23 protein-coding genes are annotated in these 26419 nt (G+C 64.8%); 8 read left to right on the forward strand and 15 right to left on the reverse strand.

What is annotated here, in order from left to right:
- Positions 1-138: 138 nt before the first annotated feature.
- A complete protein-coding gene (locus QCE88_RS05525) occupies positions 139-672 on the reverse strand; it encodes a hypothetical protein (RefSeq protein ID WP_309899891.1) in 534 nt (177 codons plus the stop codon).
- 149 nt (positions 673-821) lie between these two features.
- On the opposite strand from QCE88_RS05525, the gene QCE88_RS05530 reads away from it, so the two are divergent.
- Entirely contained in the window at positions 822-2033 is a 1212-nt protein-coding gene (locus QCE88_RS05530) for a Bcr/CflA family multidrug efflux MFS transporter (RefSeq protein ID WP_309899893.1), read from the forward strand.
- Between the two features lie 14 nt (positions 2034-2047).
- Here QCE88_RS05530 and QCE88_RS05535 read toward each other — a convergent pair whose 3' ends face one another.
- Together QCE88_RS05535 and QCE88_RS05540 are read right to left on the reverse strand one after the other, a co-directional pair.
- Positions 2048-4159 (reverse strand): prolyl oligopeptidase family serine peptidase, encoded by a 2112-nt coding sequence (locus tag QCE88_RS05535; RefSeq protein ID WP_309899896.1) that lies wholly within the window; start codon positions 4157-4159, stop codon positions 2048-2050.
- A 101-nt stretch (positions 4160-4260) separates the two neighbouring features.
- Positions 4261-4437 carry a hypothetical protein gene (locus tag QCE88_RS05540; RefSeq protein ID WP_309899898.1) on the reverse strand — a complete coding sequence of 59 codons (177 nt, stop codon included), beginning with the start codon at positions 4435-4437 and terminating at the stop codon, positions 4261-4263.
- On the opposite strand from QCE88_RS05540, the gene QCE88_RS05545 reads away from it, so the two are divergent.
- Positions 4436-4648: a hypothetical protein gene (locus QCE88_RS05545; RefSeq protein WP_309899900.1), complete on the forward strand. Its 213-nt coding sequence runs from the start codon at positions 4436-4438 to the stop codon at positions 4646-4648. The genes QCE88_RS05540 and QCE88_RS05545 overlap by 2 nt on opposite strands.
- 2 nt (positions 4649-4650) lie before the next feature.
- Here the strand turns inward: QCE88_RS05545 and QCE88_RS05550 are convergent, their stop codons facing one another.
- From QCE88_RS05550 to QCE88_RS05565, 4 genes are all read right to left on the reverse strand, one after another.
- Positions 4651-5769: a sn-glycerol-3-phosphate ABC transporter ATP-binding protein UgpC gene (locus QCE88_RS05550; protein WP_309899902.1), complete on the reverse strand. Its 1119-nt coding sequence runs from the start codon at positions 5767-5769 to the stop codon at positions 4651-4653.
- Positions 5770-5819: 50 nt separating this feature from the next.
- Entirely contained in the window at positions 5820-6677 is an 858-nt protein-coding gene (locus QCE88_RS05555) for a carbohydrate ABC transporter permease (RefSeq protein WP_309899904.1), read from the reverse strand.
- Positions 6667-7605, reverse strand: a complete 939-nt coding sequence (locus QCE88_RS05560; RefSeq protein WP_309899905.1) for a sugar ABC transporter permease — start codon at positions 7603-7605, stop codon at positions 6667-6669. Before QCE88_RS05560 ends, QCE88_RS05555 begins: the two co-directional genes overlap by 11 nt.
- Positions 7606-7800: 195 nt before the next feature.
- On the reverse strand, positions 7801-9054 hold the full coding sequence (locus tag QCE88_RS05565; protein ID WP_309831216.1) for an ABC transporter substrate-binding protein: 1254 nt from the start codon (positions 9052-9054) through the stop codon (positions 7801-7803).
- A gap of 649 nt (positions 9055-9703) precedes the next feature.
- On the opposite strand from QCE88_RS05565, the gene zwf reads away from it, so the two are divergent.
- The 3 genes from zwf to QCE88_RS05580 all read left to right on the forward strand — a co-directional run bounded on the left by zwf (position 9704) and on the right by QCE88_RS05580 (position 13916).
- Entirely contained in the window at positions 9704-11164 is a 1461-nt protein-coding gene (zwf, locus tag QCE88_RS05570) for a glucose-6-phosphate dehydrogenase (RefSeq protein ID WP_309899907.1), read from the forward strand.
- 138 nt (positions 11165-11302) lie between these two features.
- On the forward strand, positions 11303-12013 hold the full coding sequence (gene pgl, locus QCE88_RS05575) for a 6-phosphogluconolactonase (RefSeq protein WP_309899910.1): 711 nt from the start codon (positions 11303-11305) through the stop codon (positions 12011-12013).
- Positions 11994-13916: a bifunctional transcriptional regulator/glucokinase gene (locus QCE88_RS05580; protein ID WP_309899912.1), complete on the forward strand. Its 1923-nt coding sequence runs from the start codon at positions 11994-11996 to the stop codon at positions 13914-13916. The genes pgl and QCE88_RS05580 overlap by 20 nt, the downstream gene beginning before the upstream one ends.
- Before the next feature lie 72 nt (positions 13917-13988).
- On the opposite strand, the gene QCE88_RS05585 is transcribed toward QCE88_RS05580, so the two are convergent.
- The 5 genes from QCE88_RS05585 to QCE88_RS05605 all read right to left on the reverse strand — a co-directional run bounded on the left by QCE88_RS05585 (position 13989) and on the right by QCE88_RS05605 (position 19344).
- Positions 13989-15125, reverse strand: coding sequence for a porin (locus QCE88_RS05585; RefSeq protein WP_309899913.1), 1137 nt, complete (start codon positions 15123-15125; stop codon positions 13989-13991).
- 274 nt (positions 15126-15399) lie between these two features.
- Positions 15400-16548, reverse strand: coding sequence for a porin (locus tag QCE88_RS05590; protein ID WP_309899915.1), 1149 nt, complete (start codon positions 16546-16548; stop codon positions 15400-15402).
- Positions 16549-17102: 554 nt separating this feature from the next.
- A complete protein-coding gene (locus tag QCE88_RS05595; protein WP_309899918.1) occupies positions 17103-17882 on the reverse strand; it encodes an ATP-binding cassette domain-containing protein in 780 nt (259 codons plus the stop codon).
- Positions 17883-17908: 26 nt separating this feature from the next.
- On the reverse strand, positions 17909-18622 hold the full coding sequence (locus QCE88_RS05600) for an ABC transporter permease (protein WP_309807656.1): 714 nt from the start codon (positions 18620-18622) through the stop codon (positions 17909-17911).
- A 35-nt stretch (positions 18623-18657) separates the two neighbouring features.
- Complete coding sequence (locus tag QCE88_RS05605; RefSeq protein ID WP_309833691.1) at positions 18658-19344, reverse strand: histidine ABC transporter permease HisQ; 687 nt, start codon at positions 19342-19344, stop codon at positions 18658-18660.
- 580 nt (positions 19345-19924) lie between these two features.
- Here QCE88_RS05605 and QCE88_RS05610 point away from each other — a divergent pair.
- On the forward strand, positions 19925-20623 hold the full coding sequence (locus QCE88_RS05610; RefSeq protein ID WP_309899920.1) for a pirin family protein: 699 nt from the start codon (positions 19925-19927) through the stop codon (positions 20621-20623).
- Positions 20624-20709: 86 nt separating this feature from the next.
- On the opposite strand, the gene QCE88_RS05615 is transcribed toward QCE88_RS05610, so the two are convergent.
- Positions 20710-21309, reverse strand: coding sequence for a Spy/CpxP family protein refolding chaperone (locus tag QCE88_RS05615; RefSeq protein ID WP_309899921.1), 600 nt, complete (start codon positions 21307-21309; stop codon positions 20710-20712).
- Between the two features lie 242 nt (positions 21310-21551).
- On the opposite strand from QCE88_RS05615, the gene QCE88_RS05620 reads away from it, so the two are divergent.
- Positions 21552-22274: a response regulator gene (locus QCE88_RS05620; protein WP_309807661.1), complete on the forward strand. Its 723-nt coding sequence runs from the start codon at positions 21552-21554 to the stop codon at positions 22272-22274.
- The gene (locus tag QCE88_RS05625) at positions 22258-23598 is read left to right on the forward strand and encodes an ATP-binding protein (protein ID WP_309899923.1); all 1341 of its coding nucleotides are present in this window, start codon (positions 22258-22260) and stop codon (positions 23596-23598) included. Before QCE88_RS05620 ends, QCE88_RS05625 begins: the two co-directional genes overlap by 17 nt.
- Before the next feature lie 39 nt (positions 23599-23637).
- Here the strand turns inward: QCE88_RS05625 and QCE88_RS05630 are convergent, their stop codons facing one another.
- Together QCE88_RS05630 and QCE88_RS05635 are read right to left on the reverse strand one after the other, a co-directional pair.
- Positions 23638-23901: a hypothetical protein gene (locus QCE88_RS05630; RefSeq protein WP_309807664.1), complete on the reverse strand. Its 264-nt coding sequence runs from the start codon at positions 23899-23901 to the stop codon at positions 23638-23640.
- A gap of 123 nt (positions 23902-24024) precedes the next feature.
- Positions 24025-25710 carry a diguanylate cyclase gene (locus tag QCE88_RS05635; protein WP_309899925.1) on the reverse strand — a complete coding sequence of 562 codons (1686 nt, stop codon included), beginning with the start codon at positions 25708-25710 and terminating at the stop codon, positions 24025-24027.
- Positions 25711-26419 lie beyond the last annotated feature (709 nt).

Here is a 26419-nt window from a genome sequence, read left to right on the forward strand (position 1 = left end):
CGGGAGCCGCGCCGGACCGGCCGCGCGCCGGATGGGCGCTGGCCCGCGGAACGCGCGATCCGACGCGAAAAAACGGTCCTTAAATTGTACCGGAGTCGTTGCGACCGGGCCGGGTCGGGGCCTGGACGTTGACCGGTGTCAAGCGGGCTTGCGGGCAGTGCGGGCGCGCGTGCTGCGCACTGGGGGAGTGGGATCGGGTCGCGCGTTGCGCGGCGGCGGCATGGAAGGCTGCGAGCGCCGCCCGGTGCGCTCGGTCCAGCGCTTTTCCAGCGCGCCTTCGGCCATTGGCTTGATGAGCGTGCCGGACATCTGCGCGTCCCAGGTCTGCACCGAGAAGGGATGGGCCCGCAGTTCATCGCGCGTGACGACCACCTGTTGGTGTGCATCGACAAGCCAGTCATAAACGAAGTCGATGCAGAGCCGGTAGCCCCGCTTGCTGTTGGCGTCCGGCACCTCGTAGGGGGCGCGCGTCACATAACCCGACGCGAACACGCCCTTCGGCTCCTGCGCCACCCGGTGCACGAACACGCGGTCGCCCGGCAGCAGACCGCGCGCCGTGCCGCAGCCCCAGACATCGGCGACAGCCTCTCCCGCGGCCACCCGGCGCGCCAGGTCGGGCAGTTCGGGCCATGGCCACTTTTTCGGGCTCCAGATCAGCAGGAAGGCGGTCATCGGGGCGGCGCGGCGAGTGAGGAAGGAAGCGTCGAGCTTAGCGCACGGCGCGGTTCAGGGCCGGATCGTGGGAAAGCGTCGCGTACAATGACCTTCTCTTACGCGGCCGAAAGCCGCACCGCCTCCACCTTTCCCGTCCTGCGAATTTCATGTCCGACACCTCCCGGCGCCGGCCCGACGGCCGTTTGATTCTGCTGCTCGGCGCGCTCGCCGCCTGCGGTCCGCTGTCGATCGACATGTATCTGCCGAGCCTGCCCGCGCTGGCGGCGGCCTTCGGCACGAGCCCGGCCGCTGCGCAAAGCACGCTGACCAGTTTCATGTTCGGCTTTTCGTTCGGCATGCTGCTCTATGGCCCGATGTCCGACGCCTACGGCCGCCGGCCCGTCCTGCTCGGCGGGATTGCGCTGTATGCGCTGGCGAGCATTGCGTGCGCGGCGGCGTTGTCCATCGATGCCCTCGTGCTCGTGCGCTTCCTGCAAGCGCTGGGCGCGGGTGCAGCCTCGGTGCTGGCGCGCGCCATTGCCCGCGACGCGCACGCACCGGCCGACGCCGCCCGCGTGCTGTCGATGCTGTCCATCGTCACGTCGATGGGCCCGCTGCTCGCCCCGCTGATCGGCGGGCAGTTGATCCTGCTGGGCGGCTGGCGCGTCGTGTTCATCGCGCTGACGCTGTTCGGGCTGACTTGCGCCGTGACCGCCTTCCTGCGTGTGCCGGAAACCTGGCCGAAGGAGAAGCGCGCGAGCGCGGCGCTGACCAAGTCGTTCGCCGCCTACCGGCACCTGCTTACCGATCCGGTTACCTGGGGCCACATGATTTGCGGCGGCATGGCTTTCGCGTCGATGTTCGCGTACATCACGGCCACGCCGTTCGTCTACATCGACTACTTCCATGTGAAGCCGCAGTTCTACGGCTTCCTGTTCGGGCTCAACATCGTGGGCATCATCGCGGGCAATGTGCTCAACACGAAATGGGTCGGCCGGGTGGGCGCCATGAAGATGATCTCGGCGGCGTCGTTCGTGAGCGTCGCCGCGGCGCTCGCGGTGGCTTTCGTGTCGCTGACGGGGTGGGGCGGCCTGTGGTCGATCGTCGTGTGCCTGTTCTTCGTGGTCGGCGTGGTCGGGCTGCTCTCGGCCAATTGCACGACCGAACTGATGCATCGCTATCCACACAACGCAGGCGCGGCCGCCGCCGTGTTCGGCGCGATGCAGCTCGCGCTCGGCGCGTTGTCGAGTCTCGCGGTGGGACTGTTTCACGATGTCTCGCCGCACGGCATGGGCATTGTGATCGGCGTGAGCGGGGTGCTGACCTTCGCCGGACGCACGCTGGTGCTGCGCTCGCACGCGGCGCCGGTGAAGGTCTGAGGCACGGACTCAACTCAACTGATCAGCCCCACCTTCGCCGCGACGAACGTGAACGCGGCAGCTTCCGTCCGCGCCACGGCTTCCGGTTCCACACCCGCGCCGTGACCGCCTTCGCCGGGTTCCGCGTACCACACGTCCGGATGACCTTGCGCCTGCATCTTCGCCACCATCTTGCGGCCGTGAGCGGGATGCACGCGGTCGTCCACGGTCGATGACGTGAACAGCGCCGGCGGATAGGCCGTCTCCGCCCGCACGTTCTGATACGGCGAATAGGTCATCAGGAAGCGCAGGTCGTCAGGGTTGTCGGGATCACCGTATTCTTCGATCCACGACGCGCCTTGCAGCAACTGATGAAAGCGCGCCATGTCGAGCAACGGCACTTCCGACAGCACGGCGCCGAACAAATCCGGTCGCTGCACCATGCAGGCGCCCACGAGCAGGCCGCCATTGCTGCCGCCGCGGATGGCCAGCTGCTTGCTGGACGTGACGCCCGAATCAATGAGCGCCTGCGCGACCGCGATGAAGTCGTCGAAAGCGATCGGCCGTTTCTCGCGCAAGGCCGCCTGATGCCACGCCGGTCCGAATTCACCGCCGCCGCGAATGTTCGCCATGGCATACAGCCCGCCGCGTTCGAGCCACGCGATGCCGGTCGTTGCATCGTAGGCCGGATCCAGCGCCACTTCGAAGCCGCCATAGCCGTACAGCAGGCAGGGCCGCGCAGCCGTGTTCGTCTCGACGTCACGTCCGATCAGCCAATACGGGATGCGCTCCCCGTCCGGCGCGATGGCGTGACGGCGCACGGCGGACATGCCGCCGGCGTCGAACTGGGCGGGCAGACGGGCGAGCAGTTGCCAGGGCGCATCGCCTGCGAGATCCGCGTGATACAGCGACGGCGGCACCAGGAAATGTTCGGCATCGATCAGCACGGTGTCGTCGCGTTCGGGGTCGATGGCGGACACATACGCGTGGCTTGTTTCCGGCAGATCGAAGGCACGCGTCTGCCAGGCTTGCGCGCTGTCCGCAGGCGGGCGCATCAGCGTGACGCGCGGCTCGCCGTCGTCCATTTCCGACACGATCAGCCACTGTTTCGTGAAATCGATGTCGGCCAGCACGCGACGCTCGGACGGCGTGTAAAGCACGGTGAATTGCCGCGAGCCTGCGAGGAATGCGTCGCGGCGGATGACGGTGAGTGTGCCGGGCGCATGGCGGCGGCCGCCTGCGTTCCAGTACTTGCGCGGCGTCACGAAGAGCCAGCCGTGCCAGTGCTCGATGTCCGCGTGCGCCGGCAGTTCGTACTGGCGCCACTCGCCGGAGGCTTCGTCCAGCCAGTAGTTCAACGTGTCGAAGAAGCTGGTTGCGCGCGCTGCATGATGCAGCTTGTCGATGGGGTCGTAGGTCACGCTCGCCGAGATGTCACGTCGTACGCCCTCGAACACGACCGGCGCAGCGGCGAGCGGCGTGCCGCGTGACCAGCGCCGCGCCTGGCGTGGAAAGCCCGACGTGGTGAGCTCGGGGCGCGGGTTCGTCCGGCTGTCGTCCCAGCCGACATAGACCGTATCGCGGTCGATCCACGAGATGTCGTGCTTGCCGACTTCGGTTAGGCAGAAGCCGTCCGCGACGAAGCTTTTTGTCTCGATGTCGAATTCGCGCACCACGCACGCGTCCGAGCCGCCGGGCGACAGGCTCACCAGCGCGCGGTCGTAAGTGGGGTAAAGCAGGTCGAAGCCGGCAAGCGTCCAGCGTGTGTCGTCGTCCTCGCGTGTATTGAGGTCGAGGGCGTCGACATCGAGCACGGTTTCCCATTCAGGCGTGCCTGCGAGCCACGCGCTCCACGGCGTGCGCCGCGTGATGCCGAGCGGATGCGCGTCGTCCTGCCAGGTGTTGTAGCCCCAGTCGTGGTAGCGCGAGCACACGACGATGCGGTCCTGCGACGTATAGATGGCTTCCAGCCGCGCGGCGAGCGCATGCGCGTCGGGCGTGGCGCCGAAGGCAGCCTCCGTGCGGCGGTTCTGGGCGTCGACCCACGCTTGCGCGCGCGGATCGTCGAGGGCTTCGAGGCCGATGAAGGGATCGGCGCCTTCGGACGCCGGCCAGGCGAGTTCGGGATGCGAGGAGAGAAAGGGCATGCGGGGGTGCGGAGGTTCAGGTGTCGAAAGAGGGATTGTGCCAGCCAGTCAGCCACGCGCTACGCGAGCCGTGCCTCGACGAGGCGAGCGGAGGGCACCGCCTACGTCACGTTCTGCAACGCGGAGAGGAGGGCGCGCCAGGCGGTGTCGCCTGCCGACGCGAGATACCCCGACCGGCCGACGTCCATGATCGCGTCATCACAGCCCGCGACGGCCAGCCCATCTTCGTCACGGTCTTGCGCGCGAAGTTGATATCCGAGAGTGACGAGATGTGCCATGAGTCATTCCAGTTTCCGCGTGACCGCGCCCGTGCCACCGACCTTCCAGAGGTTCGACCCTTGCAGCATGAAAGGCAATCCGAAATATCCTGAAAATTGTTTCGCGAATCGGCGTCTATTCCCGCATCCAGACATCAACAGTCGTTCAATCCCGCGCATCAAAAAAAACGCCACGGCGAACCGTGGCGTCCAGACTGCTTTTGCGCGCTGACCTCAAGCCAGCCGCTCCTCCGTCTGCGGATCGAACAGCACGGCCTTCGAAACATCGAACAGCAGCGTCATGTTCGACAGCGGCTGCGGATTCGACGCCGGGTGTACGCGCGACACGATGCGCTTGCCGTTCACCTGAGCGAAGACCAGCGTGTCCGGCCCGGTCGGTTCGATCACGTCGACCCGCACCTCCACCGGCTGCAGGCTGGTATCCGAGACATCGTGCGCGCTGCGCGAATCGGTGATGCGTTCCGGACGCAAGCCAACGATCACGTCCTGACCCACTTTCCCGCGCAGTCGGCCCGCATCGAAGGGCAGGTTCAGCACCTTCTGCGCGACGCCGGTATCCAGCTGCAAGCCCACGCCCGCGCCGGCTTCCACCAGCTTGCCGGTGATGAAGTTCATCGGCGGCGCGCCGATGAACCCCGCCACGAACAGATTCGACGGCGAATCGTAGATCTCCTGCGGCGCGCCGAACTGCTGCACGACGCCGTCCTTCATCACGGCGATGCGATCGCCCAGCGTCATCGCCTCGATCTGATCGTGCGTCACGTACACGATCGTCGTGCCCAGGCGCTGATGCAGCAGCTTGATCTCCGAACGCATCTCGATGCGCAGCTTCGCATCGAGGTTGGAGAGGGGTTCGTCGAACAGGAACATGACGGGATCGCGGGCCAGCGCACGGCCCATCGCGACGCGCTGACGCTGGCCGCCCGACAGCTGGCCCGGCTTGCGGTCCAGCAGATGGCCGATCTGCAGCGTCTCCGACACGCGGTCGACGATCTTCTTCTGCTCGTCCTTCGGCACCTTGCGGATGTTCAGGCCGAACGAGATGTTGTCGCGCACGCTCATCGACGGATAGAGCGCGTACGACTGGAACACCATCGCGATATCGCGGTCTTTTGGCGAGAGGTCGTTGACCGTCTTGCCGTCGATCATGATGTCGCCCTTGGTCACCGTCTCGAGTCCCGCGATCATGTTCAGCAAGGTCGATTTGCCGCAGCCCGAGCCGCCCACGAGAATCAGGAACTGACCGTCCTCGATGTCGATGTTGACGCCCTTGAGAACCGGCACCCCGTTCGGGTAGGTCTTGTACACGTCACGGATGGAAAGGCTTGCCATGTGAATCCTCTATGTAGTCTCTGCAACAGGGAATCGCGCGCTTGCGGCGATCAACCCTTCACCGCGCCGGCCGTCAGCCCGCGCACGAAGTAACGTCCGGCAATCATGTAGACCAGGATGGTCGGCAGCGCGGCAATGATCGCGCCCGCCATGTCGACGTTGTATTCCTTGACGCCTGTCGACGTGTTCACCAGGTTGTTCAGCGCCACCGTGATCGGCATCGAGTCCACGCCCGAGAACACGATCCCGAACAGGAAGTCATTCCAGATCTGCGTAAACTGCCAGATCAGGCACACCATGAAGATCGGCAGCGACACCGGCAGCAGGATCTTCGTGAAGATCGTGAAGAAACCCGCGCCGTCGATACGCGCCGCCTTCACCAGTTCGGCCGGAATGCTCACGTAGAAGTTGCGGAAGAACATCGTCGTGAAGGCGATGCCGTAGATCACGTGAACCAGCACCAGGCCCGTGGTCGTGTTCGACAGGCCGAGGAAGCCCTGCAGGCGCGCCATCGGCAGGAGAATGGCCTGGAACGGGATGAAGCAGCCGACCAGCAGCATCGTGAACAGGCCATCCGCGCCGCGAAAGCGCCAGTGCGTGAGCACATAGCCGTTGAACGCGCCGACGAAGGACGAGATCAGCACCGCCGGAATCACCATGCGCACCGAATTCATGAAGAACGGCTGCATGCCGTCGCAGCGCACGCCGGTACAGGCCTCCTGCCATGCCTTGACCCACGGCGCGAAGGTGAAGTGCGTCGGCGGCGTCAGCAGGTTGCCCGTGCGCAACTGGTCGAGATCCTTGAAGGAGGTCGACAGCATCACGTAGATCGGGAACAGGAAGTACAGCGCGAAGAGAATCAGCACCGCATAGATGACGGCGCGGCTCAAGGTCATCTTAGGCTCCATTGCGGGTGCTCCTCGATTCGAGATACATGAGCGGCACGAGCACCGCGACGACCGTGGCGAGCATCATCATCGACGACGCCGCGCCGACGCCCAGCTGTCCGCGGTTGAACGAGAACGTGTACATGAAGATGGCCGGCAGCGAGGACGACGTGCCCGGACCGCCCGCCGTCAGCGCGACCACCAGGTCGAAGGTCTTGATCGTGATGTGGCAGAGGATCAGCAGCACCGAAAAGAACACCGGGCGCATGCTCGGAATCACGATCTTGCGGTAGATGGTCGGCAGCGTCGCGCCGTCCACTTGCGCGGCCTTGAAGATCTCGGCATCGACCCCGCGCAGTCCCGCGAGGAACAGCGCCATCACGAAGCCGGTGGATTGCCACACCGCCGCGATCACGACGCAGAAGATGGCCTTGTCCGGATCGCCCAGCCAGTTGAACGAGAAGCTCGTCCAGCCCCAGTCGTGGAACACCTTTTCGAGGCCCAGGCCCGGGTTCAGGATCCACTGCCACGCGGTGCCGGTCACGATGAACGAGAGCGCCATCGGGTAGAGAAAGATCGCGCGCAATGCGCCTTCGTTGCGGATCTTCTGATCGAGCAGGATGGCCAGGAACAGCCCGAGAATCACGCAGATGCCGATGAACGGAATGCCGAACCAGCCGAGGTTGGCGGCGGAGGTCCACCAGACGTCGTTGGCGAAAAGCTGTTTGTAGCGGGCGAAGCCTGCGAAGTCGTAGCGCGGCATCAAGCGCGACTCGGACAGCGAGAGATAACCCGTGATGCCGATGAAGCCATACACGAACACGAGCGCGATCGCGACGCTGGGCGCGAGCACGAGCTTCGGGATCCAGCGATCGGCAAGCGCCGACGTGGGCGGCGCGCGACGCGGCGGGTTTTGCGGTTTCTTGTCCGCGGTAAGGGAGGCAGTCACGACTCGACTCCTGGAAAATGCGCCGACGCTCGGTGCGTTCTGTCGCACTTTTCTTATGGCGCCTGATGGCGGAATGGCTGTGCTTCGGCGGAAGCAAACGGCGCTGCTTGCAGCTGGCGTGATGCAGGTGGTGCAGATGCTTGTGTGTGGAAGCGGCGCGCCCGAGTGAGCGCGCCGCTTCTGAGTGCAGCTGGCTTACTTCGTCTTGGCGGCGTTCGCGAGTGCGGCAACCGCGCTCTTCGAATCCTGCGACGAATTCATGAACTTCGTCACGACGTCGGTCATGGCGCCGGCGACGGCGTCGCCCTGAGCCATGCCGTGCGCGAGCGACGGAACATAGCCGCCCGATTTGATCGCCGTCTGTTCATCAGCGTAGGACTTCTTCGCGCAGTCGTCGAATTTAGCCATCGACACGCCGAGACGAACCGGGATCGAGCCCTTGTTCAGGCTGAACTGCTCCTGGAATTCCGGCGTCATGATGGTCTTCGCGAGCGCGAGCTGGCCAGGCGTGGCGGCCTTCTGGTCCTTCTGCTGGAAGAAGACGAAGGAATCGACGTTGAAGGTATAGGCCTTCTCCGTGCCCGGCACCGGCGCGCAGATGTAGTCCGTGCCCGCCTTCTTGTTCGCGCCGGCGAATTCGCCCTTCGCCCAGTCGCCCATGAACTGCATGCCCGCCTTGCCCTGGATGACCATGGCCGTGGCCAGGTTCCAGTCACGGCCGGTGCGGCCGCTGTCGAAATAGCCCTGGATCTTGCGGACCGTGTCGAACACCTGAATCATCTGCGGCGAGGTCAGCGTCTTCTGGTCGAGGTCGACGATCGCCTTCTTGTAGAAGTCCGCGCCCTGCGAGAGCACCACGTCTTCCCACAGCGTCAGGTCCTGCCACGGCTGGCCGCCCATCGCGATCGGCATGATGCCCGCGGCCTTCATCTTGTCCGCGACCTGGAAGAACTCGTTCCAGTTGGTCGGCACCTTGCCGCCAGCCTTGTCGAGCGCCGCCTTGTTAATGTACAGCCAGTTCACGCGGTGCACCGAGAAGGGCGCGGCGACGTAATGGCCGTCCGCGTGGATGATCTTGTCGATTTCCGGCGGCAGGTTCTTCTTCCAGTCACCCGCGACGGAGTCGATCGGCACGAGCACGCCTTGCTCGGCCCATTCCTGGATCAGCGGCCCCTTGATCTGCGCGGCCGACGGCGCATTGCCCGAGATCACCTGGGTCTTCAGCGCGGTCATCGCCGCAGCGCCCGCGCCGCCCGCCACCGCGAAGTCCTTCCACTGATAGCCCTGCTTGGTCATGTCGTCCTTGAGCACGCCGACCGCCTTCGATTCGCCGCCGGACGTCCACCAGTGCAGCACCGATACAGCCTCGGCAGCCTGCACCGCCGACGCCGTCGCACCGCACAGAAGACCTGCGGCGCACAGTGCGCCCATGAGCTTACGGACTTTCATTGTTTATCTCCTCGACACCTGAACAAGAAACGATTGGCTCCCGAAGCCGCCAGAAGCATTGTTGGAAAAACAGTGGTCAAAAACGGCACAACGTGGGCGGCCGGGAATCGGCGGTGTCGGCGGGATGCGGCAGGCGCGAGGCGCATGAACGCCGCGTGCGTGCAGGGCCGGCAGACCGATAGCGGCCGCACGGCTCTCAAGAGATGAGTGGGTGGAATCGCAACTGCTGTCTCCTCTTTTGATTTTTGCCGGCCTGGACGCGCGGAACGGCGGGTGCCCAGGCATGGCGGCGAGGCCGAACGCACTGAAGCTGAAAGGCACGCCTTGCGTGAAAAGCAAGGGTTCCGGGGCTCCGCTAACATGCGCTCAGAAGGTCGGCCTGGATTTCGCACGCTGTCAGATAAACCTCCATGACCGTGCGATTTTCCCTGCGATGACATTTCCTCTTGATTTGAATTGTAGTTAAACTACAATTCAGTGTCAAAAAAAATTTTATCGGACTACGGCCGGTTTAGAGGAATTCTTCAGCGAATGCTTCAGAATAGTGCTGAAATCGTTCCGTAATCGCCATGAAAGTCCGCGAAAAAGTCTAATAAGGCCGCGCTCCCCGTTTCGATTCACCCCGTGTCAGGAACCCACGTTCAGACTCATGCAAAGCGACTCGAACTTCATCTTCGTTCTCTTCGGCGGCACCGGCGACCTCTCCATGCGCAAGATTCTTCCTGCGCTGTTCGAGGCCCATCGCGCGGGCATGCTCAACCCGGCAGGCAGGATCGTCTGTGTCGCGCGCGAGTCGCTGGATCAGGCGGCGTATCGCGCATGGGTTGAAGAGCATGTGAAGCCGCATGTGTCGAAGAGCGGCGTGGACGAGCCCGCGTGGCGCAGCTTCCTCGAACGCTTCCAGTACGTCGGCATCGACCTCGGGCGCGCCGAAGACTTCGTCACGTTACGTGACGCGCTCGCGCAGTTCGACGGAACACGCGTCTTCTATCTGGCAACGGGTCCGTCGCTGTTCGTGCCCATTTGCCGCGCGCTGGCGGATGTCGGCCTGAACCAGAATGCGCGCATCGTGCTGGAGAAGCCGCTCGGCTACGACCTGAAGTCGTCGAACGCCATCAATGACGCCGTCGGCGAGATCTTCCAGGAAGAGCAGATCTACCGGATCGATCACTACCTCGGCAAGGAGCCGGTGCAGAACCTGCTTGCACTGCGCTTCTCCAACGTGCTGTTCGAGCCGCTGTGGCGACGCGAGTGGGTCGAGAGCATCCAGATCACGATTGCGGAAGAACTGGGCGTGGAAGCGCGCGGCGACTTCTACGACAATACGGGCGCGCTGCGCGACATGGTGCAGAACCATCTGCTGCAACTGCTTTCCATCGTGACGATGGAGCCGCCGCATTCCATCGATTCCGATTCCGTGCGCGACGAAAAGCTGCGCGTGCTGCGCGCGCTGAAGCCGGTGGATGAGCGCGACATCAGCCGGGTCGCGGTGCGCGGTCAATATCATGCAGGCGTGATCCGCGGCGCGGCGGTGCCGGCCTATGCCACCGAAAAGGGCGTGCGCCCCGACAGCAACACGGAAACCTTCGTCGCGCTGAAGGTGGAGATCGAGAACTGGCGCTGGGCGGGCGTGCCGTTCTTCCTGCGCACGGGCAAGCGGCTGGCGGACCGGGTTGCGGAGATCGTGGTGAATTTCCGCGCGGTGCCGCATTCGGCGCTGGGCGCGAACGCGTCGCGCGTGGGCGTGAACCGGCTCGTGATCCGCCTGCAGCCGAACGAGTCCATTCGCCTGTACTGCCTCGCCAAGCAGCCCGGCGAGGGCATGAATCTGGCGAGCGTGCATCTCGACCTCGCTTTTGATCAGTTCTTCAAGGAAGGGCAGATGGAGGCGTATCAGCGCCTGCTGCTCGACGTGATCAACGGCCGGCTCGCGTTGTTCGTGCGGCGCGACGAACAAGAGGCGGCGTGGCGCTGGGTCGAGCCGATCCTGAACGCGTGGGCGTCGTCGGCCAACAAGCCGAAGCCGTATGCATCGGGCACCTGGGGGCCGGCGGCATCGAGCGCGATGCTGGCGCAGCACGGCACCTGCTGGCTCGAGGAAGAGAACTGAAGACGTGATGCCGACGCCGTCCGTCAGAGATAAAGGCAGAGACGCGCGCAGCACGCGGTGACAACAGACCGCTTCGTCCATCGTTGCGATGGCGCAAGCAGAAAGCGGATCGATAAACCAAAACAAGCAGGAGGAGCAGTGATCGAGCTTCACACTTTCGATGACCCTCGCGCCCATTCGGACGCGCTGGCGAAAGCCGTGGCGGACGCACTGAGCGCGTCGCTCGCGGCGCGGGGCGCAGCCTCGGCCGACGCCGCCGGGCAGGGCAAGCACGCCACGCTCGCGGTATCGGGCGGCAGCAGCCCGAAGCCGTTCTTGCAGGCGCTCTCGCACGAGCCGCTGGACTGGGCGCATATCGATGTCACCCTGGTCGACGACCGCTGGGTGCCGGAAACCGATCCGGCAAGCAACGCGGAATTCGCGCGCAACACCGTGCTGCAGAACGCGGCGGCAGCGGCGTGTTTCCTGCCGCTCGTGGACACGACGAAGCCGCTTGAAAGCCATGTCGCGGAACTCAATGCCGACCCGCTCCGCCGTCTGCCTGACGTCGCCGTGCTCGGCATGGGCGAGGACGGCCACACGGCGTCCATCTTCGCCGATGCCCCCGAGTGGGACTTCGCCATCAGCACGCCGGATCGTTTCATCGCCGTGCATCCGGGCGCGGCGCCGCATGCGCGCGTGAGCCTGTCGATGTCGGCGCTGACGCAGGTCGGGCAACTGTATTTGTTTATCGCCGGGCAGAAGAAACTCGACGTCCTGAATGCCGCGCTCGCCGCGCCGCAGAAGAACGCCATCTCGACGCTGGCCCATGCTGAAGGAGTGAAGCTCGATGTCTACTGGTGTGCATAAGGGCGTGCATAAGGCAGCGGCTCAGCACGCGGACGGACCGAGACTCCTGGCCGATGTCGGTGGCACCAATGCGCGCTTCGCGCTGGAGACGGCGCCGGGCGAGATCGGCCAGATCCGCGTTTATCCGGGCGCGGATTATCCCGGCATCGCCGAGGTGATGCAGCAGTATCTGAAGGACACGCAGGTCAGCCGCGTGAATCACGCGGCGATCGCCATCGCCAATCCGGTGGACGGCGATCACGTCAAGATGACCAATCACGACTGGAGCTTCTCCATCGAGGCGACGCGCCGCGTGCTCGGCTTCGACACGCTCCTGGTCGTGAACGACTTCACCGCGCTGGCCATGGCCGTGCCCGGCCTCACCGACGCGCAGCGCGTGCAGGTGGGCGGCGGCGCGCGCCGGCAGAACAGCGTGATCGGCTTGCTCGGGCCGGGCACGGGCCTGGGCGTGTCGGGCCTGATTCCCGCCGACGACCGCTGGATCGCGCTCGGCAGTGAAGGCGGTCACGCCACGTTCTCGCCGTTCGACGAACGCGAAGACACGGTCATGCGCTTCGCGCGCCGCAAGTTTCCGCATGTGTCGTTCGAACGTGTGTGCGCGGGACAGGGGCTTGAGCTGATCTATCGGGCACTGGCTGAGCGGGATGCCGTGAACGTCGCGGAGTCCTTCAGCGCCGCCGACGTCACGCATCGCGCGCTGGACGGCGAAGCGCTCGCGCTCGAAACGGTCAACTGCTTCTGCGCCATTCTCGGCAGCTTCGCCGGCAATATCGCGGTGACGCTGGGCGCGTTGGGCGGGATTTTCATCGGCGGCGGCATTGTGCTGAAGCTCGGCGAGCTGTTCCACAAGTCGCCGTTCCGCGAGCGCTTCGAGGCCAAGGGACGCTTCCAGCAGTATCTTGCCGGCATTCCTACCTTCATCATCACGGCCGAGTATCCGGCGTTCCTCGGCGTCTCGGCGATCCTGTCCGAGCAGTTATCGAATCGCGCCAACAGCGGCTCGTCGGCGGTATTCGAGCGCATCCGCCAGATGCGCGACGCCTTGACGCCCGCCGAGCGGCGCGTGGCCGACCTCGCGCTGAACCATCCGCGCTCGATCATCAACGACCCGATCATCGACATCGCGCGCAAGGCCGACGTGAGCCAGCCCACCGTGATCCGCTTCTGCCGCTCACTCGGCTGCCAGGGTTTGTCGGACTTCAAGCTGAAGCTCGCGACCGGGCTGACCGGCACGATTCCGGTGAGTCACAGCCAGGTGCATCTCGGCGACACGGCCACGGACTTCGGCGCGAAGGTGCTCGACAACACGGTGTCCGCCATCCTGCAGCTGCGCGAGCATCTGAACTTCGACAACGTCGAGCGCGCGATCGACATCCTCAACGGCGCGCGGCGCATCGAGTTCTACGGGCTGGGGAATTCGAACATCGTCGCGCAGGACGCGCACTACAAGTTCTTCCGCTTCGGCATTCCGACCATCGCGTATGGCGACCTGTACATGCAGGCCGCGTCCGCCGCGCTGCTGGGCAAGGGCGATGTGATCGTCGCGGTCTCGAAGTCGGGCAGGGCGCCGGAACTGCTGCGCGTGCTGGAAGTGGCGATGCAGCAAGGCGCGACGGTCATCGCCATCACGTCGAGCAACACGCCGCTCGCCAAGCGGGCCACGGTCGCGCTGGAAACCGATCACATCGAGATCCGCGAGTCGCAGTTGTCGATGATTTCGCGCATCCTGCATCTGCTGATCATCGACATCCTTGCGGTCGGCGTGGCGATCCGCCGCGCCGCGCCGCAGCCGGGCGCCAAGCTCACCGAGACGGTCGAGAAAGCGCGCGCATCCGGCGACGATGACGCGACCGCGGTGCTCGACTGGTTGAGTCATGGCGCATCGGGGTCGGCGCGGGAATAGCGCTGACCTTGATTTTGTTGCGAAAGCCGCCGGCGTACACCGGCGGCTTTTTTGCACGGGCTGAACGGCAGTTTAGAACGAATGCTGGATGCCCGCGTACACGCCGCTCTGGCTATGGCCGGGCAGTGGGTTGTCGGTCGCGGCCGTGTTACCCACGTTGTTCGCATTCAGGCCGTAGTTCGCGCTGCCGCTGTTCTGCATCGTCGCCACCTGGAAATCGAGCAAGGTGCGCCTGGACAGGTTGTAGGTGCCGCCAATCGAATACAGCGTGGCGTTGCCCGCGCCGTTGTTGCCGTTGACGTGATACACCGCGGCGATCAGCGCGGCGGCCGGCGTTGCCTGCCAGGTCACGCCGCCCCATTCCTGATCGAGCGCGGAAGGCTGGCCGGGTTGCAGGCCGCTCATGCCCGAGCTGCGGATGGCCTGGTAGCCGCCCTGAAGCTTGAACGACCCCAGGAACACATTGAGCAGCGCGGTGTATTCGCGCGAGTAGGCATAGACGCCGTTGCCGCCATTTGCGTAAGCGCCGCCGAGCGAGCCGTTGGCCGGGTTGCGGATCTCGTCGTAGAGGCCGCGCACCTGGAAGAGCGGCGCGGTGTAGGTGATCTGCGCGCCGGCTTCACGGCCTTGCGGGCTCGTGCCATTGCCATTCCAGCTGCTTGCATTCGAGAAGGCGTACTGGCCGTAGAAGTCGAAGCCCGCGACTTTCGGCGACTGCCAGGAGACGTTGTTGCTCGACTGCGGCCAGTTGCGCCCGCGCACCAGCGATGCCGACGACCACGCCGACTGTCCGAACGGATCGAAGTCCCACAGACCGTTCGAGATGAACAGTTCGCGCCCGACCCGCAGCGTGCCGTAGCGGTCGTTGGCCAGGCCGACCGTGGCCCAGCGGTTGAAGAGGCCGTTGTTGCCCGGGCCCTGGCCGTTCATCGTGTTGAAGCTGCCTTCCAGCTGGAACACCACGCGGTTGCCGTTGCCGATATCCTCGACGCCCTTCAGTCCCCACAGACTCGTGCCCCAGTCGCCGCTTTCGGCGCGGAAGCGGTGCGAACTGCCCGTGGCCGCGCCGTTCGGCGCGACGCCGGTGGGCACGCCCGTCATGTACTCGAGGCCGGCGTCCAGGCGTCCATATAACGTGATGCTGCCCTGGGCCTGCGCGAGCGCGCTGAATGTCCATAGCGCCGCCGACGCGAGCAAAGCCTTCTTCATGGTCTCCTCCAATGTCCTTGATCGATGGCGATTCGATCGGACGCGACGCGCGGCCGGATGAACCGCCGACTCGAATTCTGGAGGAGAAGAGATGCTATTCGGCAGGATGCCTTTGTCGAATTTTGTCCGCCGCGCATGAGGCCGTCAGCCGGGTGATGCAGACGCGGCGCTCCAATAAAAAACGGTGCGATACCCTTTCGGGTACCGCACCGATACGCGCCTCTCGCAGCAGCGTGAAAACCTGTTGAAGCTCTGTTCTTGTCCGCCTCGTGTTTTAGAACGAGTGCTGGATGCCTGCGTACACGCCGGTCTGGCTGTGGCCCGGGAACGGATTGTCCGTCGAGGCCGCCGAACCGTAGTTGTTGGCGTTCAGACCGTAGTTGGCGGTCTTGCTGTTCTGCACGGATGCGACCTGCACATCGAGCAGCGTGCGCTTGGACAGGTTGTACGAACCGCCGATCGTGTAGATGTTCGCGTTACCCGCGCCGTTGTTGCCGTTCACGTGGTAGACCGCCGCGATCAGCGCCGCTGCCGGCGTGGCCTGCCACGTCACGCCGCCCCACTCGTGATCGAGTGCGGTCGGCTGGCCGGGCAGTTGACCCGTCATGCCGGAACTGCGGATGGCCTGATAGGCGCCCTGGATCTTGAACTGGCCCAGGAACACGTTGAACATCGCCGAGTACTCACGCGAATATCCGTACACGCCGTTGCCGCCCGCGCCGCCGTCGATCGCGTTGTACACGCCGCCGAGCGTACCGTTTGCCGGGTTGCGGATTTCATCGTACATACCGCGAATCTGGAACAGCGGCGTCGTGTAGGTGATGTACGCGCCACCTTCGCGGCCTTGCGGCGTCGTGCCGTTACCGTTCCAGTTCGTCGCGTTCGAGAGCGCGTACTGGCCGTAGAAGTCGAAGCCGGCGATCTTCGGCGACTGGTACGAAATGTTGTTGCTCGATTGCGGCCAGTTGCGGCCACGCACCAGCGAGGCGGACGACCAGTTCGACTGGCCGAACGGATCGAAGTCCCACACGCCGTTGGAGATGAACAGCTCACGACCCAGCAACAGGGTACCGAACTGGTTGTTCGCCACACCGACCGTCGCCCAGCGATTGAAGAGACCGCCGCCGCCCGGGCCCGCGCCCGTCATGGTGTTGAAGCTGCCTTCCAACTGGAACACGGCGCGATAGCCGCCGCCCAGATCTTCGACACCCTTCATGCCCCACAGGCTCGTGCCCCAGTCGCCGCTTTCCGCCTTGAAGCGGTGCGAGCTGCCGGTGGCGGGTGCGCCGGCCGGACCGGTCGGCACGCCATTCATATATTCGAGCCCCGCGTCCAGGCGGCCGTACAACGTCACGCTGCTCTGAGCGTGCGCCACCGCGCTGAACGTCAGCAGTGCTGCCGACGCGAGCAAAGCTTTCTTCATCATCTCCTCCAACCCTGTCGAGAAATAGAACCCAAGTGCTGCGGTGTGGTTCGATGCAGGCGCACCCAACCGAAAATTGTTTTTCAGAGGAAGGACACGCGGGCTTGTAGTGCTTGCAGCGATTCACGTGGGGTACGCGCGAATCTGACGCCGATTCGTTGATCGGTGTCGTTCCTCAGTTTCTTGTGGACTTTTGAAGTAAAACTACTTTTTCGGTACTTCGTTTTGGTACTTTCGTTACCAATTTAACAAATTACGTTATGCGCGCCAAAGAAAAATGACAAAGGCCGTTCGTTTGTGTCAAAAACGCAATGGTGATGTGTTATGGAGATGACCCACAGCATGGGAAACACCCCGCAAAGCCTTATGCCACCGAGGCTTCAGCGCAATGTAAGTTTCGGGGTCAGGTTTGTCTCCTATTGACGCGGACGGAGCGTGGCGCTAGTTCGACTTGCGACGCGAAACAGTGGGATGCGGCGGCGCGCGGACGCAAAAAAAGCGCCTCGCGGGCGCTCTTTCTGGAGTTGATGCTTGCTGGTGCGACAGGATGACGCTTACTTCAGGCTGCCCGAGAGGAACTGTTTCAGGCGCTCACTCTTCGTGTTGCCGAAGATCGCATCAGGATGACCTTCCTCCTCGATGCGCCCCTGGTGCAGAAACACCACGTGGTTCGAGACGTTGCGCGCGAACGCCATCTCGTGGGTCACGACGATCATCGTGCGGCCTTCCTCGGCGAGCGTCTGCATCACCTTCAGGACTTCGCCGACCAGTTCCGGATCCAGCGCGGAGGTCGGTTCGTCGAACAGCATGACGTCCGGATGCATCGCGAGCGCGCGGGCGATCGCCACCCGCTGCTGCTGTCCGCCCGACAGATGCGACGGATACTGCTTCTCCAGGCGCGGCGCGAGGCCCACCTTTTCCAGATACATGCGCGCACGGTCCTCGGCGTCCTTCTTCGAGAGCCCGAGCACGTTGATGGGCGCCTCGGTCACGTTCTCCAGCACGTTCATGTGCGACCACAGGTTGAAGTGCTGGAACACCATCGAGAGCTTCGAGCGCATCTGGCGCAGCTGCTTCGGGTCGGCGACCTTGAGCGCGCCGGTCTTGTCCTTCAGCGTGCGGACTTCGTCGCCGTCGACGAAGATGCGCCCCTGATTGGGCTGCTCGAGGAAGTTGATACAGCGCAGCATCGTGCTCTTGCCCGAGCCCGACGAGCCGATGATGCTGATCACATCGCCGGCCTTCGCCTTGAGGGAGACGCCCTTGAGCACCTCGTTGCTGCCGTACTGCTTGTGAATGTCGTCGACGAAAAGCTTGTGCATCTGGGAGTTCATGAACGGTCCTTGACTGACTCGACTACTTATTTGCCTTGCGGCCGCAAATAAGCGAGCCAGCGATGCTCGGCACGGCGGAACAGCCACACGAGCGCGAACGAAATGCAGAGATAGAGCAGGGCGGCGATGCCGAACGCCTCGAACGACTGATAGGTCGCCGAGTTCACGTCGCGCGCGATCTTGAGGATGTCGGGCACGGTGGCGGTGAACGCCACCGTGGTGGCGTGCAGCATCAGGATCACTTCGTTGCTGTAGTAGGGCAGTGCGCGGCGCAGCGCCGACGGCAGGATCACCCGCCGATACAGCGTGAAGCCCGACATGCCATAGGCGCGCGCCGCCTCGATCTCGCCGTAGGGCGTCGCCTTGATCGCGCCGGCGAAGATTTCGGTGGTGTACGCGCAGGTGTTCAGCGTGAACGCAAGCAGTGTGCAGTTCATGCCGCTGCGGAAGAATTCGGCGAGCAGCATGTGATCGCGCACGACCTGCAGGCTGTACAGGCCCGTGTAGCACAGCAGCAGCTGCACATACAGCGGCGTGCCGCGGAACACGTAGGTGTAGAGCCAGACGGCGCGCGACAGCAGCTTGTTCTTCGACACCCGCGCGACCGCGAGCGGCACGGAGAGACAAAAGCCCAGGCCGATGGAAATGACCAGCAGCCACATCGTGATCGCGAGACCGGTGATGCGGTAGCCGTCGGTGAAGAGGTAGTTCTTCCAGTATTCCTGGATGATTTCGATCATGATCCCAGACGCTCGTGATTAGACCAGTAGCAGGATTAGAGGTCGGCGCGGCGCACGCCGATGGAATAGCGCCGCTCGAGCCAGATCAGCACCAGATTCGAGATCGTGGTGATCGCGAGATAGATCGCGCCCGCGAGAAGCGTGAAGAAGAAGAAACGCAGCGTGCCCTTGCCCGCGTCCTGCGAGGCCTTGACGACGTCAGCCAGGCCGATGATCGAGACCAGCGCCGTCGCCTTGACCATCACCTGCCAGTTGTTGCCGATGCCCGGCAGCGCGAAGCGCATCATCTGCGGAAACATGATGCGCGTGAAGGTCTGCCAGGGCGTCATGCCATAGGCCGCGCCGGCTTCGAGCTGGCCGCGCGGCACCGAGAGGAACGCGCCGCGGAAGGTTTCGGTGAAGTACGCCCCGTAGATGAAGCCGAGCACGAGAATGCCCGCGAGGAACGGGTCGATGTCGATCTGATCCCAGCCGAACAGGTCGGTCAGCTGGTTCAGCCAGATCTGGATGCTGTAGAACAAAAGGAGCATCAGCACGAGGTCGGGCACGCCGCGGATCAGGGTCGTATAGATCGTGCCGACCCCCGAGGCCAGGCGGTTCTTCGACAGTTTCGCCGCCGCGCCGATGAGACCGATCACGAAGGCGAACGCGAGCGACAGCACCGCCAGCTTGACGGTTTGCCAGGTGCCCGCGAGGATCAGCGGACCGTAGCCTTGCAACATGGTGATTCCTTGGTAAGGTGCCTGACGTGCATGCAGTGGAACGAGTCCGTCGCGTGACGGTTCGCGCGACGGCTTCCGGCGGCGTCGGCCGCGGATGACGGCGCCGCGCGCATGGCGAATGGTCTCATCTTTCTCCCCGGCCGTTCGCGCCTTGTTCCGCGCGTTGCAGCTGTATTTCCCGGCCTGGCCTGTTCTGCGCTGTCCGTGTTTCAGCGAACAGGCCAGCGGTCGGTATTCTAGATGGTCAAAAATGCGGATTACCGCGGGTTTGCTGTTCTCGCAAACCCTTGCCGGCAAGCAACTGTCGAGCCGCCATCGTCGCGCGAAACGTCCAGGCGCGGTATCCGGAACGCCTGTCGACCTGCGCCAGGCCGGTCTCGCGCCCGATTACAACGCGTCGCCATCCCGGAAAAGCGCGGTATTTTACCCGAACCCGGCGGACACGCGGACGTGCAGCCGGAAGCGTCCGATTACCTGCATCAGCAGAACAATGTAGTGCCGTTGCACGCGTTGTTCAGCGGGGGCGTCGCCCTTACATTCTCTCCATCGCAAATCAACGCCTTGGGCGGGAGCAAACATCATGTTCGAGATTCGTCGCAGCAACGAACGGGGTCATGCCAACCACGGCTGGCTCGACTCGTATCACAGCTTCTCCTTCGCCGACTACTACGACACGCAGCACATGCACTTCGGCGCGTTGCGCGTGATCAACGAAGACCGCGTGGCCGGCGGCCAGGGCTTCGGCGCGCATGGCCATCGCGACATGGAGATCATCAGCTACGTGCTGGACGGCGCGCTGGCGCACAAGGACAGCATGGGCAACGGTTCGACCATCCGTCCCGGCGACGTCCAGCGCATGAGCGCCGGCACCGGCGTGCGCCACAGCGAATTCAACGGTTCGCCGACCGAGACCGCGCACTTCCTGCAAATCTGGATCATTCCGGATGCGCCGGGCGGCGCGCCGGGCTACGAGGAAAAGCGTTTCGCCGATGAAGACAAGCGCGGCCGGCTGCGCGTGATCGCGTCGCCGGAGGGCGAGGACGGCTCGGTGCGTATCGGGGCGGACGCGCGCATCTTCGCGGGGCTGTTCGACGGCGCCGAACGCGCGGACTTCGACGTGCCGGCGGGCCGCCGTGTCTATGTGCACGTGGCACGCGGCGCGGTGACGGTGAACGGCAAGTCGCTCGGCGCGGGCGATGCCGCGATGATCGAGGATGTCGCGAAGGTCTCGGTGGAGCAGGGCGAGAACGCGGAAGTGCTGCTGTTCGATCTCGCGTAAGTCCGGGTCCGTCACGGCAAAAAAGAAGGCCGCGGGGCGTCAAGCTCCGCGGCCTTTTGCATCAGGACATCAGATCGAGCGCGGGCTTACTGCGCCGCGGGAGCCGATGCACCGGGTGCGGGCGCCGCGCCGGCCGCGCCGTCGCGATGCTTGTTCCAGCGCTCATGCTTGCGTTGCTCGTGCGCGTGCATCCGGGCGAAGTGCTTCTTGAGCGCCGTGCTGACGGTGGTCTTCTGCTGGTCGTTCAGCGCGTTGTAGAAGTTCAGCCACGTGGCGGCGGTCTGCTCGCGCAGTTGCGCATTCTGCTCATCCACCTTCTGATGCGCGGCGTGCATGGCGTTCAGGTCGAGGATCGGCTGGTTTTGCATCGACTTGAACTGCTCGCCCATCTGCTTGAAGTTCGCGTGCATCGCCTGATGGTTCTGCTTCATCGTGGTCAGCGCCGTCTGCCAGAGCTTTTCCTGGTCCGCGTTCAGCTTCAGCTGGCCATGCAGTTCATCCAGCTGCTTCTTCATGCGCTGTTCCATGTGATGCCCGCCATGACCACCGGGGCCGCCGGGGCCACCCATCATCGCCGGGCCGGCCGGCGGCGGCGGGGGCGCGTCCGTGGTGGCGGCATGCGCGGCGCCGAACGTCAAAGCGATGGCGGCTGCTGCCGCGGTGAGAATGCGATATTGCTTGCTCATCTCGAAACTCCCTGATTGTTTTGAAGCCGAGGCAGCAACGCCTGCATGACAGGTCCGTCAGCGGTTTGTGGCATTGCCCTTGTCGGTGAAACACAGCGTAGGGGTTCGCGATGCGAGCCGTGTTACGGCAAGGTTCAGGCTTGTTACGCCGGTTTACGCCATGCTTTCGTGGTAACACCCCGTAACCCTTGAGGCCGGTCCGTCATCGATGGCCGCCTGACTCACGCGCTAAACTTCGAGCCATGACTACGCAAATACTTGTCGTCGACGACGACGCCGAACTGCGCGACCTTCTGCGCGACTATCTGGTCCGGCAGGGCATCGAGGTATCGGTGCTGCATGACGCCGGTGGCCTCGAACGCCGCATCGAACGCGAGCGGCCCGACCTGATCGTGCTGGACCTGATGATGCCGGGCGTCGACGGCCTGACCGCGCTCAAATCACTGCGCGCGTCCGGCGACGACATCCCGGTCATCATGCTGACCGCGCGCGCCGACGACGTGGACCGCATCGTCGGTCTGGAACTCGGTGCGGACGACTACCTCGGCAAGCCGTTCAATCCACGCGAATTGCTTGCGCGCGTGCAGGCGGTGCTGCGGCGGCGCCGCACGGTGCCCTCGGCGGCGCCCGAGCAGCGCGAGCCGTATTCGTTCGGCCGCTTCAGGCTGGACTTCCAGTCGCGCACGCTGCAGCAGGACGACAAGCCGCTCACGCTGTCCGGCAGCGAATACGCGCTGCTGAAGATATTCGTCAACAACCCGATGCGCACGCTCACCCGCGAGCGCCTGCTCGAACTGCTGCACGGCCCGGAATACGACGGCACCGACCGCGGCATCGACGTGCAGGTGTGGCGCCTGCGGCGCATTCTCGAAACCGATCCGTCCGCGCCGCGCTTCATCCAGACGGTGCGCGGACGCGGCTACGTGTTCGTGCCCGACGGCGAGCAAAATGCGCCGGGCAATTGACACGCTGTTCGGACGGCTGGTCGTCATCGTCATCGGCATGCTGGTGTTGTCGCATGTCGCGTGGTTCGCGATCATCCGCTTCGAGCGCGACAACGTGCAGACGCGCTTCGCGGTCGAGGAAGCCGTGTTTCTCGTCGAGGCGGTGCGCCAGCACATCACCAATACGCCAGACCAGCCGCTGCCGCCGCGCGTGCGCGTGGTCCCGCTCGGCAATGCCGAAGTGCCGAGGCCGCCCGACGAAGACCTGCCGCCGCCGTTGCAGCGCTTCATCGAGGATCTCAAGGACCGGCTGCCGGAAGGCACCGAAGTACGCCTGAACGAGCCCGGCGGGCCGCCGAGCGTCTGGGTGCACGGCGCGAAGGATGCGGGCTGGATTGTCGTGCCGGTGCAGCCGCTGCGTCCGCCGCGCTCGCGCGACCGCATGGTCGTGTGGCTCCTGATCATTTTCTCGGCGGCGGTGCTCGCGGCCTTGTTCGGCGCGTGGCAGTTGCAGAATCCGCTGCGCGGTCTGGCGCAGGCCGTGCAGCGTTTCGGCCGGGGCCAGCCGACGCCGGTCGTGCCCGAGCGCGGGCCGCGCGAACTGCGCCAGCTGACGCACGGCTTCAATCAGATGGTGCGCGAGGTGTCGCAGGCCGAGAACGACCGCGCGGTGATGCTCGCGGGCGTCGCGCACGATCTCAAGACGCCGCTTGCGCGCCTGCGTCTGCGCGCCGAGATGATGGACGACGAGAAAATGCGCGACGGCGTGGTGCGCGACGTGGATTCCATGGCGCATATCGTCGACCAGTTCCTGGTGTTCGCGCACGACCGTCCGGACGGCAGCGAGCCGGTTCCAGTGGATCAGCAGTGCGAGCGCATCGTGCGGGCCTACCGGGCGGTCGCGCCAGGCGCCGAGCCGGTGCAACTGAGTCTGGAGGCGGGGCCGACCTTCGCGTTGCCGGCGGCGACGCTGGACCGGCTGCTATCGAACCTGCTCGACAACGCCCATGCCTACGGCGCGCCGCCGGTCGTCATCGAGACGCGGCGCGGCACGGGCGGCTGGGTCCTGCAGGTCACGGATCACGGCAAGGGCATTGCGCCCGACGATCTCATCAAGGCCAGCAGGCCCTTCGTACGGCTCGATCCGGCGCGGGGCGGCAGCGGCCACAGTGGCTTGGGGCTGGCGATCGTCGAGCGGCTGGTGCGGCGCGCGGGCGGCGAGTGTGAAGTCGCCAATTGCGCGGAAGGCGGCTTGCAAGTCCGGATGACGTTCCCGTTCGACCTCGCGACCTTGCCGGCCGACGAGCGCCGCCCGGGTCCGCAACCGGAAGAGCGCGTGCTGTAGAAAACGGCGTGTGCGGCGTGATTGTCGCGCCGGCGGCGCTCAGTCGAACAGCGTTTCGAGCGCCGAGGCCGCCTCGCTGTCCACCGTGTTGTATGTCACCGTGGACGCCTCGAAGATGTAGTGCGTCGTGTACTTGCCGAGCCGCGAGAGAATCTCGTCCTGGATCGCTTCCGGGGCGAGGTCGATCTTCAGGAACCAGGCCGTCGACGAAAGCCGCGTCTGATACGAACCGTATTCGGCGAGCAGGTGGTCGAACGTTTCCGCATCCTGATCCCGGCACACGATCACCAGATTTCCCTTCATGCAATCCTCCGATTGAGGCCAGCGTCATTCGAAATCGAATGTCGATGATACCTGCCCGCTGCGCGAACGTCGCGCCGGGCGCATGACCGTGCATATGACCGGACGTTACCGTGGCACGCGGTCTTACTTGCCCGCGAGCGAGTCTTCGGGATGTCGGGCGGGCGGCGCGGGGTCGGCGGGCCGCACTTCGCTGCGGTCGCGGCCGCGCGACTTGGCCTCGTAGAGCGCCAGGTCGGCGCGGGACAGAATCCATTCGAGCGCGTCGTCGGGCGCCAGTTCGGTAATGCCGATGGACACCGACAGCGCCGCATCGTCCGGCAAGTGCGCGCAATGCTCGTGATGGAAGCGCTTGCGCAGCCGTTCGAGTACGGCCTGGGCGTCGGCGAGCGCGGTCTGCGGCAGCAGGATGCCGAATTCCTCGCCGCCGAGCCGGCCGATCGCGTCGCTCGGCCGCAGCTGGGTCCTGCACACCTCGACGAAATGCTCGAGCGCCCGGTCGCCGGACGCATGGCCGAAGCGGTCGTTGATCTGCTTGAAGTGGTCAAGATCCGCGATCGCGACCGAGAGCGGCGTGCCGACCGAACGCGCCAGTTCCACTTCGTGCCGTAGCGTGTCGAGGAAGTAGCGCCGCGACAGCGCGCCGGTGAGCGCGTCGTGGCGCGCTTCGGCGGAAAGCAGGGTATTGGCTGCCTGCAACTGCTCGGCGAGATCGCGCGTGGCGCGGTGCAGGCGGCGCTCGCGCGAGTACGAGGTCGCGATGACGATGGCCAGCGTCACCACGCCGAGCATCGTCAGGAAGACCAGAAAGCGGTCGCGGCTGTGATTGCGGCTGATTTCCGGCCAGCTCGTCAGCGGATGCACGATATGCGCCGAGAGCCCGGAGTTCAGGCCGGTGCGCTCGTCATACAGCGAGGGCACGTTGCTGCCGTTGGCGGCATAGAAGGTCTGCGCGAGCGCGGGCGCAAGCCAGTGTTCGGACGCGCGCATCTGCTCGCCGACGCGCGTCAGGCGCAGTTCGGGAAAGGCGTCGCGCCGGTAATGCTCGACCCTTTCGCGCGCGGTCATGCGGCTGACGGGCGCCTGGGGCATGGCTTCGTATTCGAGCCGGCCGTCGTGCGCCATCACGATGACGCCGTTTTCATCGGTGACGAAGGTGCCTGCGCGCGACACCCAGTGGCGCAGGCGGTCGATGCTCACCTTCGCGATCACCGCGCCGACCAGGATCCCGTCCTGATAGGACGGCGCCGCGATGAAGATGCCCGGCTCGCCGGACAGCCGGCCCACGCCGTACATCTCGACGAAGCCGCCGAGCAGCGCGCGCGTGACATAGCCGCGCGCGCTCATGTCGAAGCCGATGAAGCTGTTTTCGTCGCCTGCATTGCTGGAGGCGATGCAGTAGCCGTGCTCGTTGACGAGCCAGATCGTATCGAGTCCGGAGAAGCCCTGGGCGTCGTGCAGGAAGAGATTGACCTTCTCGAGCCCGGGGCGCGCCGCCCATGTGTTGCGCCGTTCGAGTTCCGTCTCGCCGGGCTTCGAGGCATAATTCCGCGACTCCGCGAGGGCGCGCTGGGTCAGGTCCATCTGGGCGAGCGTGGCGGGAATGGCGCGCGACAGCGCCAGATCGCTCGCGATGATCTGCGCCATGTTGTCGACGATCGACGCCGCCATGTTGCGCTCGGTGCGCACGGTCGACGTCATCTCCTGCTGTACCATGCGGTCCGACAGCAAGCCCGCGGCGATCCAGCATGCGAACGCCAGCACGGCCAGGCCGAGCGTCGCGATCACACGGTGCAGGATGAGCTTGTTCATCGGACTGGGGCGCAAGGGTGGTTCACGCGGCCTGCATGAATGGCGCGCCGCCCGGCCGATGCCCGTCCACCCGCTTGGGGAACAGGCATGCTGCGAACCAGGCGCGCGGCTTGCAAGGCGCTGGGTTCGCGGCGGCCTGAATCAGGCTCACGCCGTGACGGCGGGCAGGGGACAGGCGGACTTCCGGCTCGGATCGGGCGTCTCGCATCGCATCGGCGCTCATTTTATTGTTCGTGACAAGCCCAGATTGGACGATGTTTTTTGCCGTCTATCAAGCGCCTCGTGACGGTCTGCGACGTGCGCCCAACACAGGCGTCGCGCAAGGGTTCGCGCACTTGACCGCGCCGTTCTTCGCACGGTCCGGCGCACCGCTTGCCGCGCTGCCCGGCAAGGACGTATTGCAGCCCTGTTGCAGCCCGTCTGAAAGGAAGCAATAGCACGCGGGAGGCATTCACGGAAGCGCTCGTCGACCCTTCATTGTGCCCTTGCCGCGCCGAAGAGCAACAGAAACATCGCATGAATGACGGGTGCGGACGCAGTTACGGTTGTGCGTGTCATGTTGCTTGGTGTAGTGTCGCTCGGTTCGGCACGGGCGATCCTTGAAACGACAGGCAGCGCGTATGACGTTCGTGTCGTCCATTTAGTCGCGGCGCGCGTTGAGCATGGGGCTGCCGGCGACTGCTCCGCCCGTCCGCCGCCTGCCGGGCTG

Origin of the sequence: Caballeronia sp. LZ035 (assembly GCF_031451175.1) — a bacterium.
Lineage (GTDB): Bacteria > Pseudomonadota > Gammaproteobacteria > Burkholderiales > Burkholderiaceae > Caballeronia.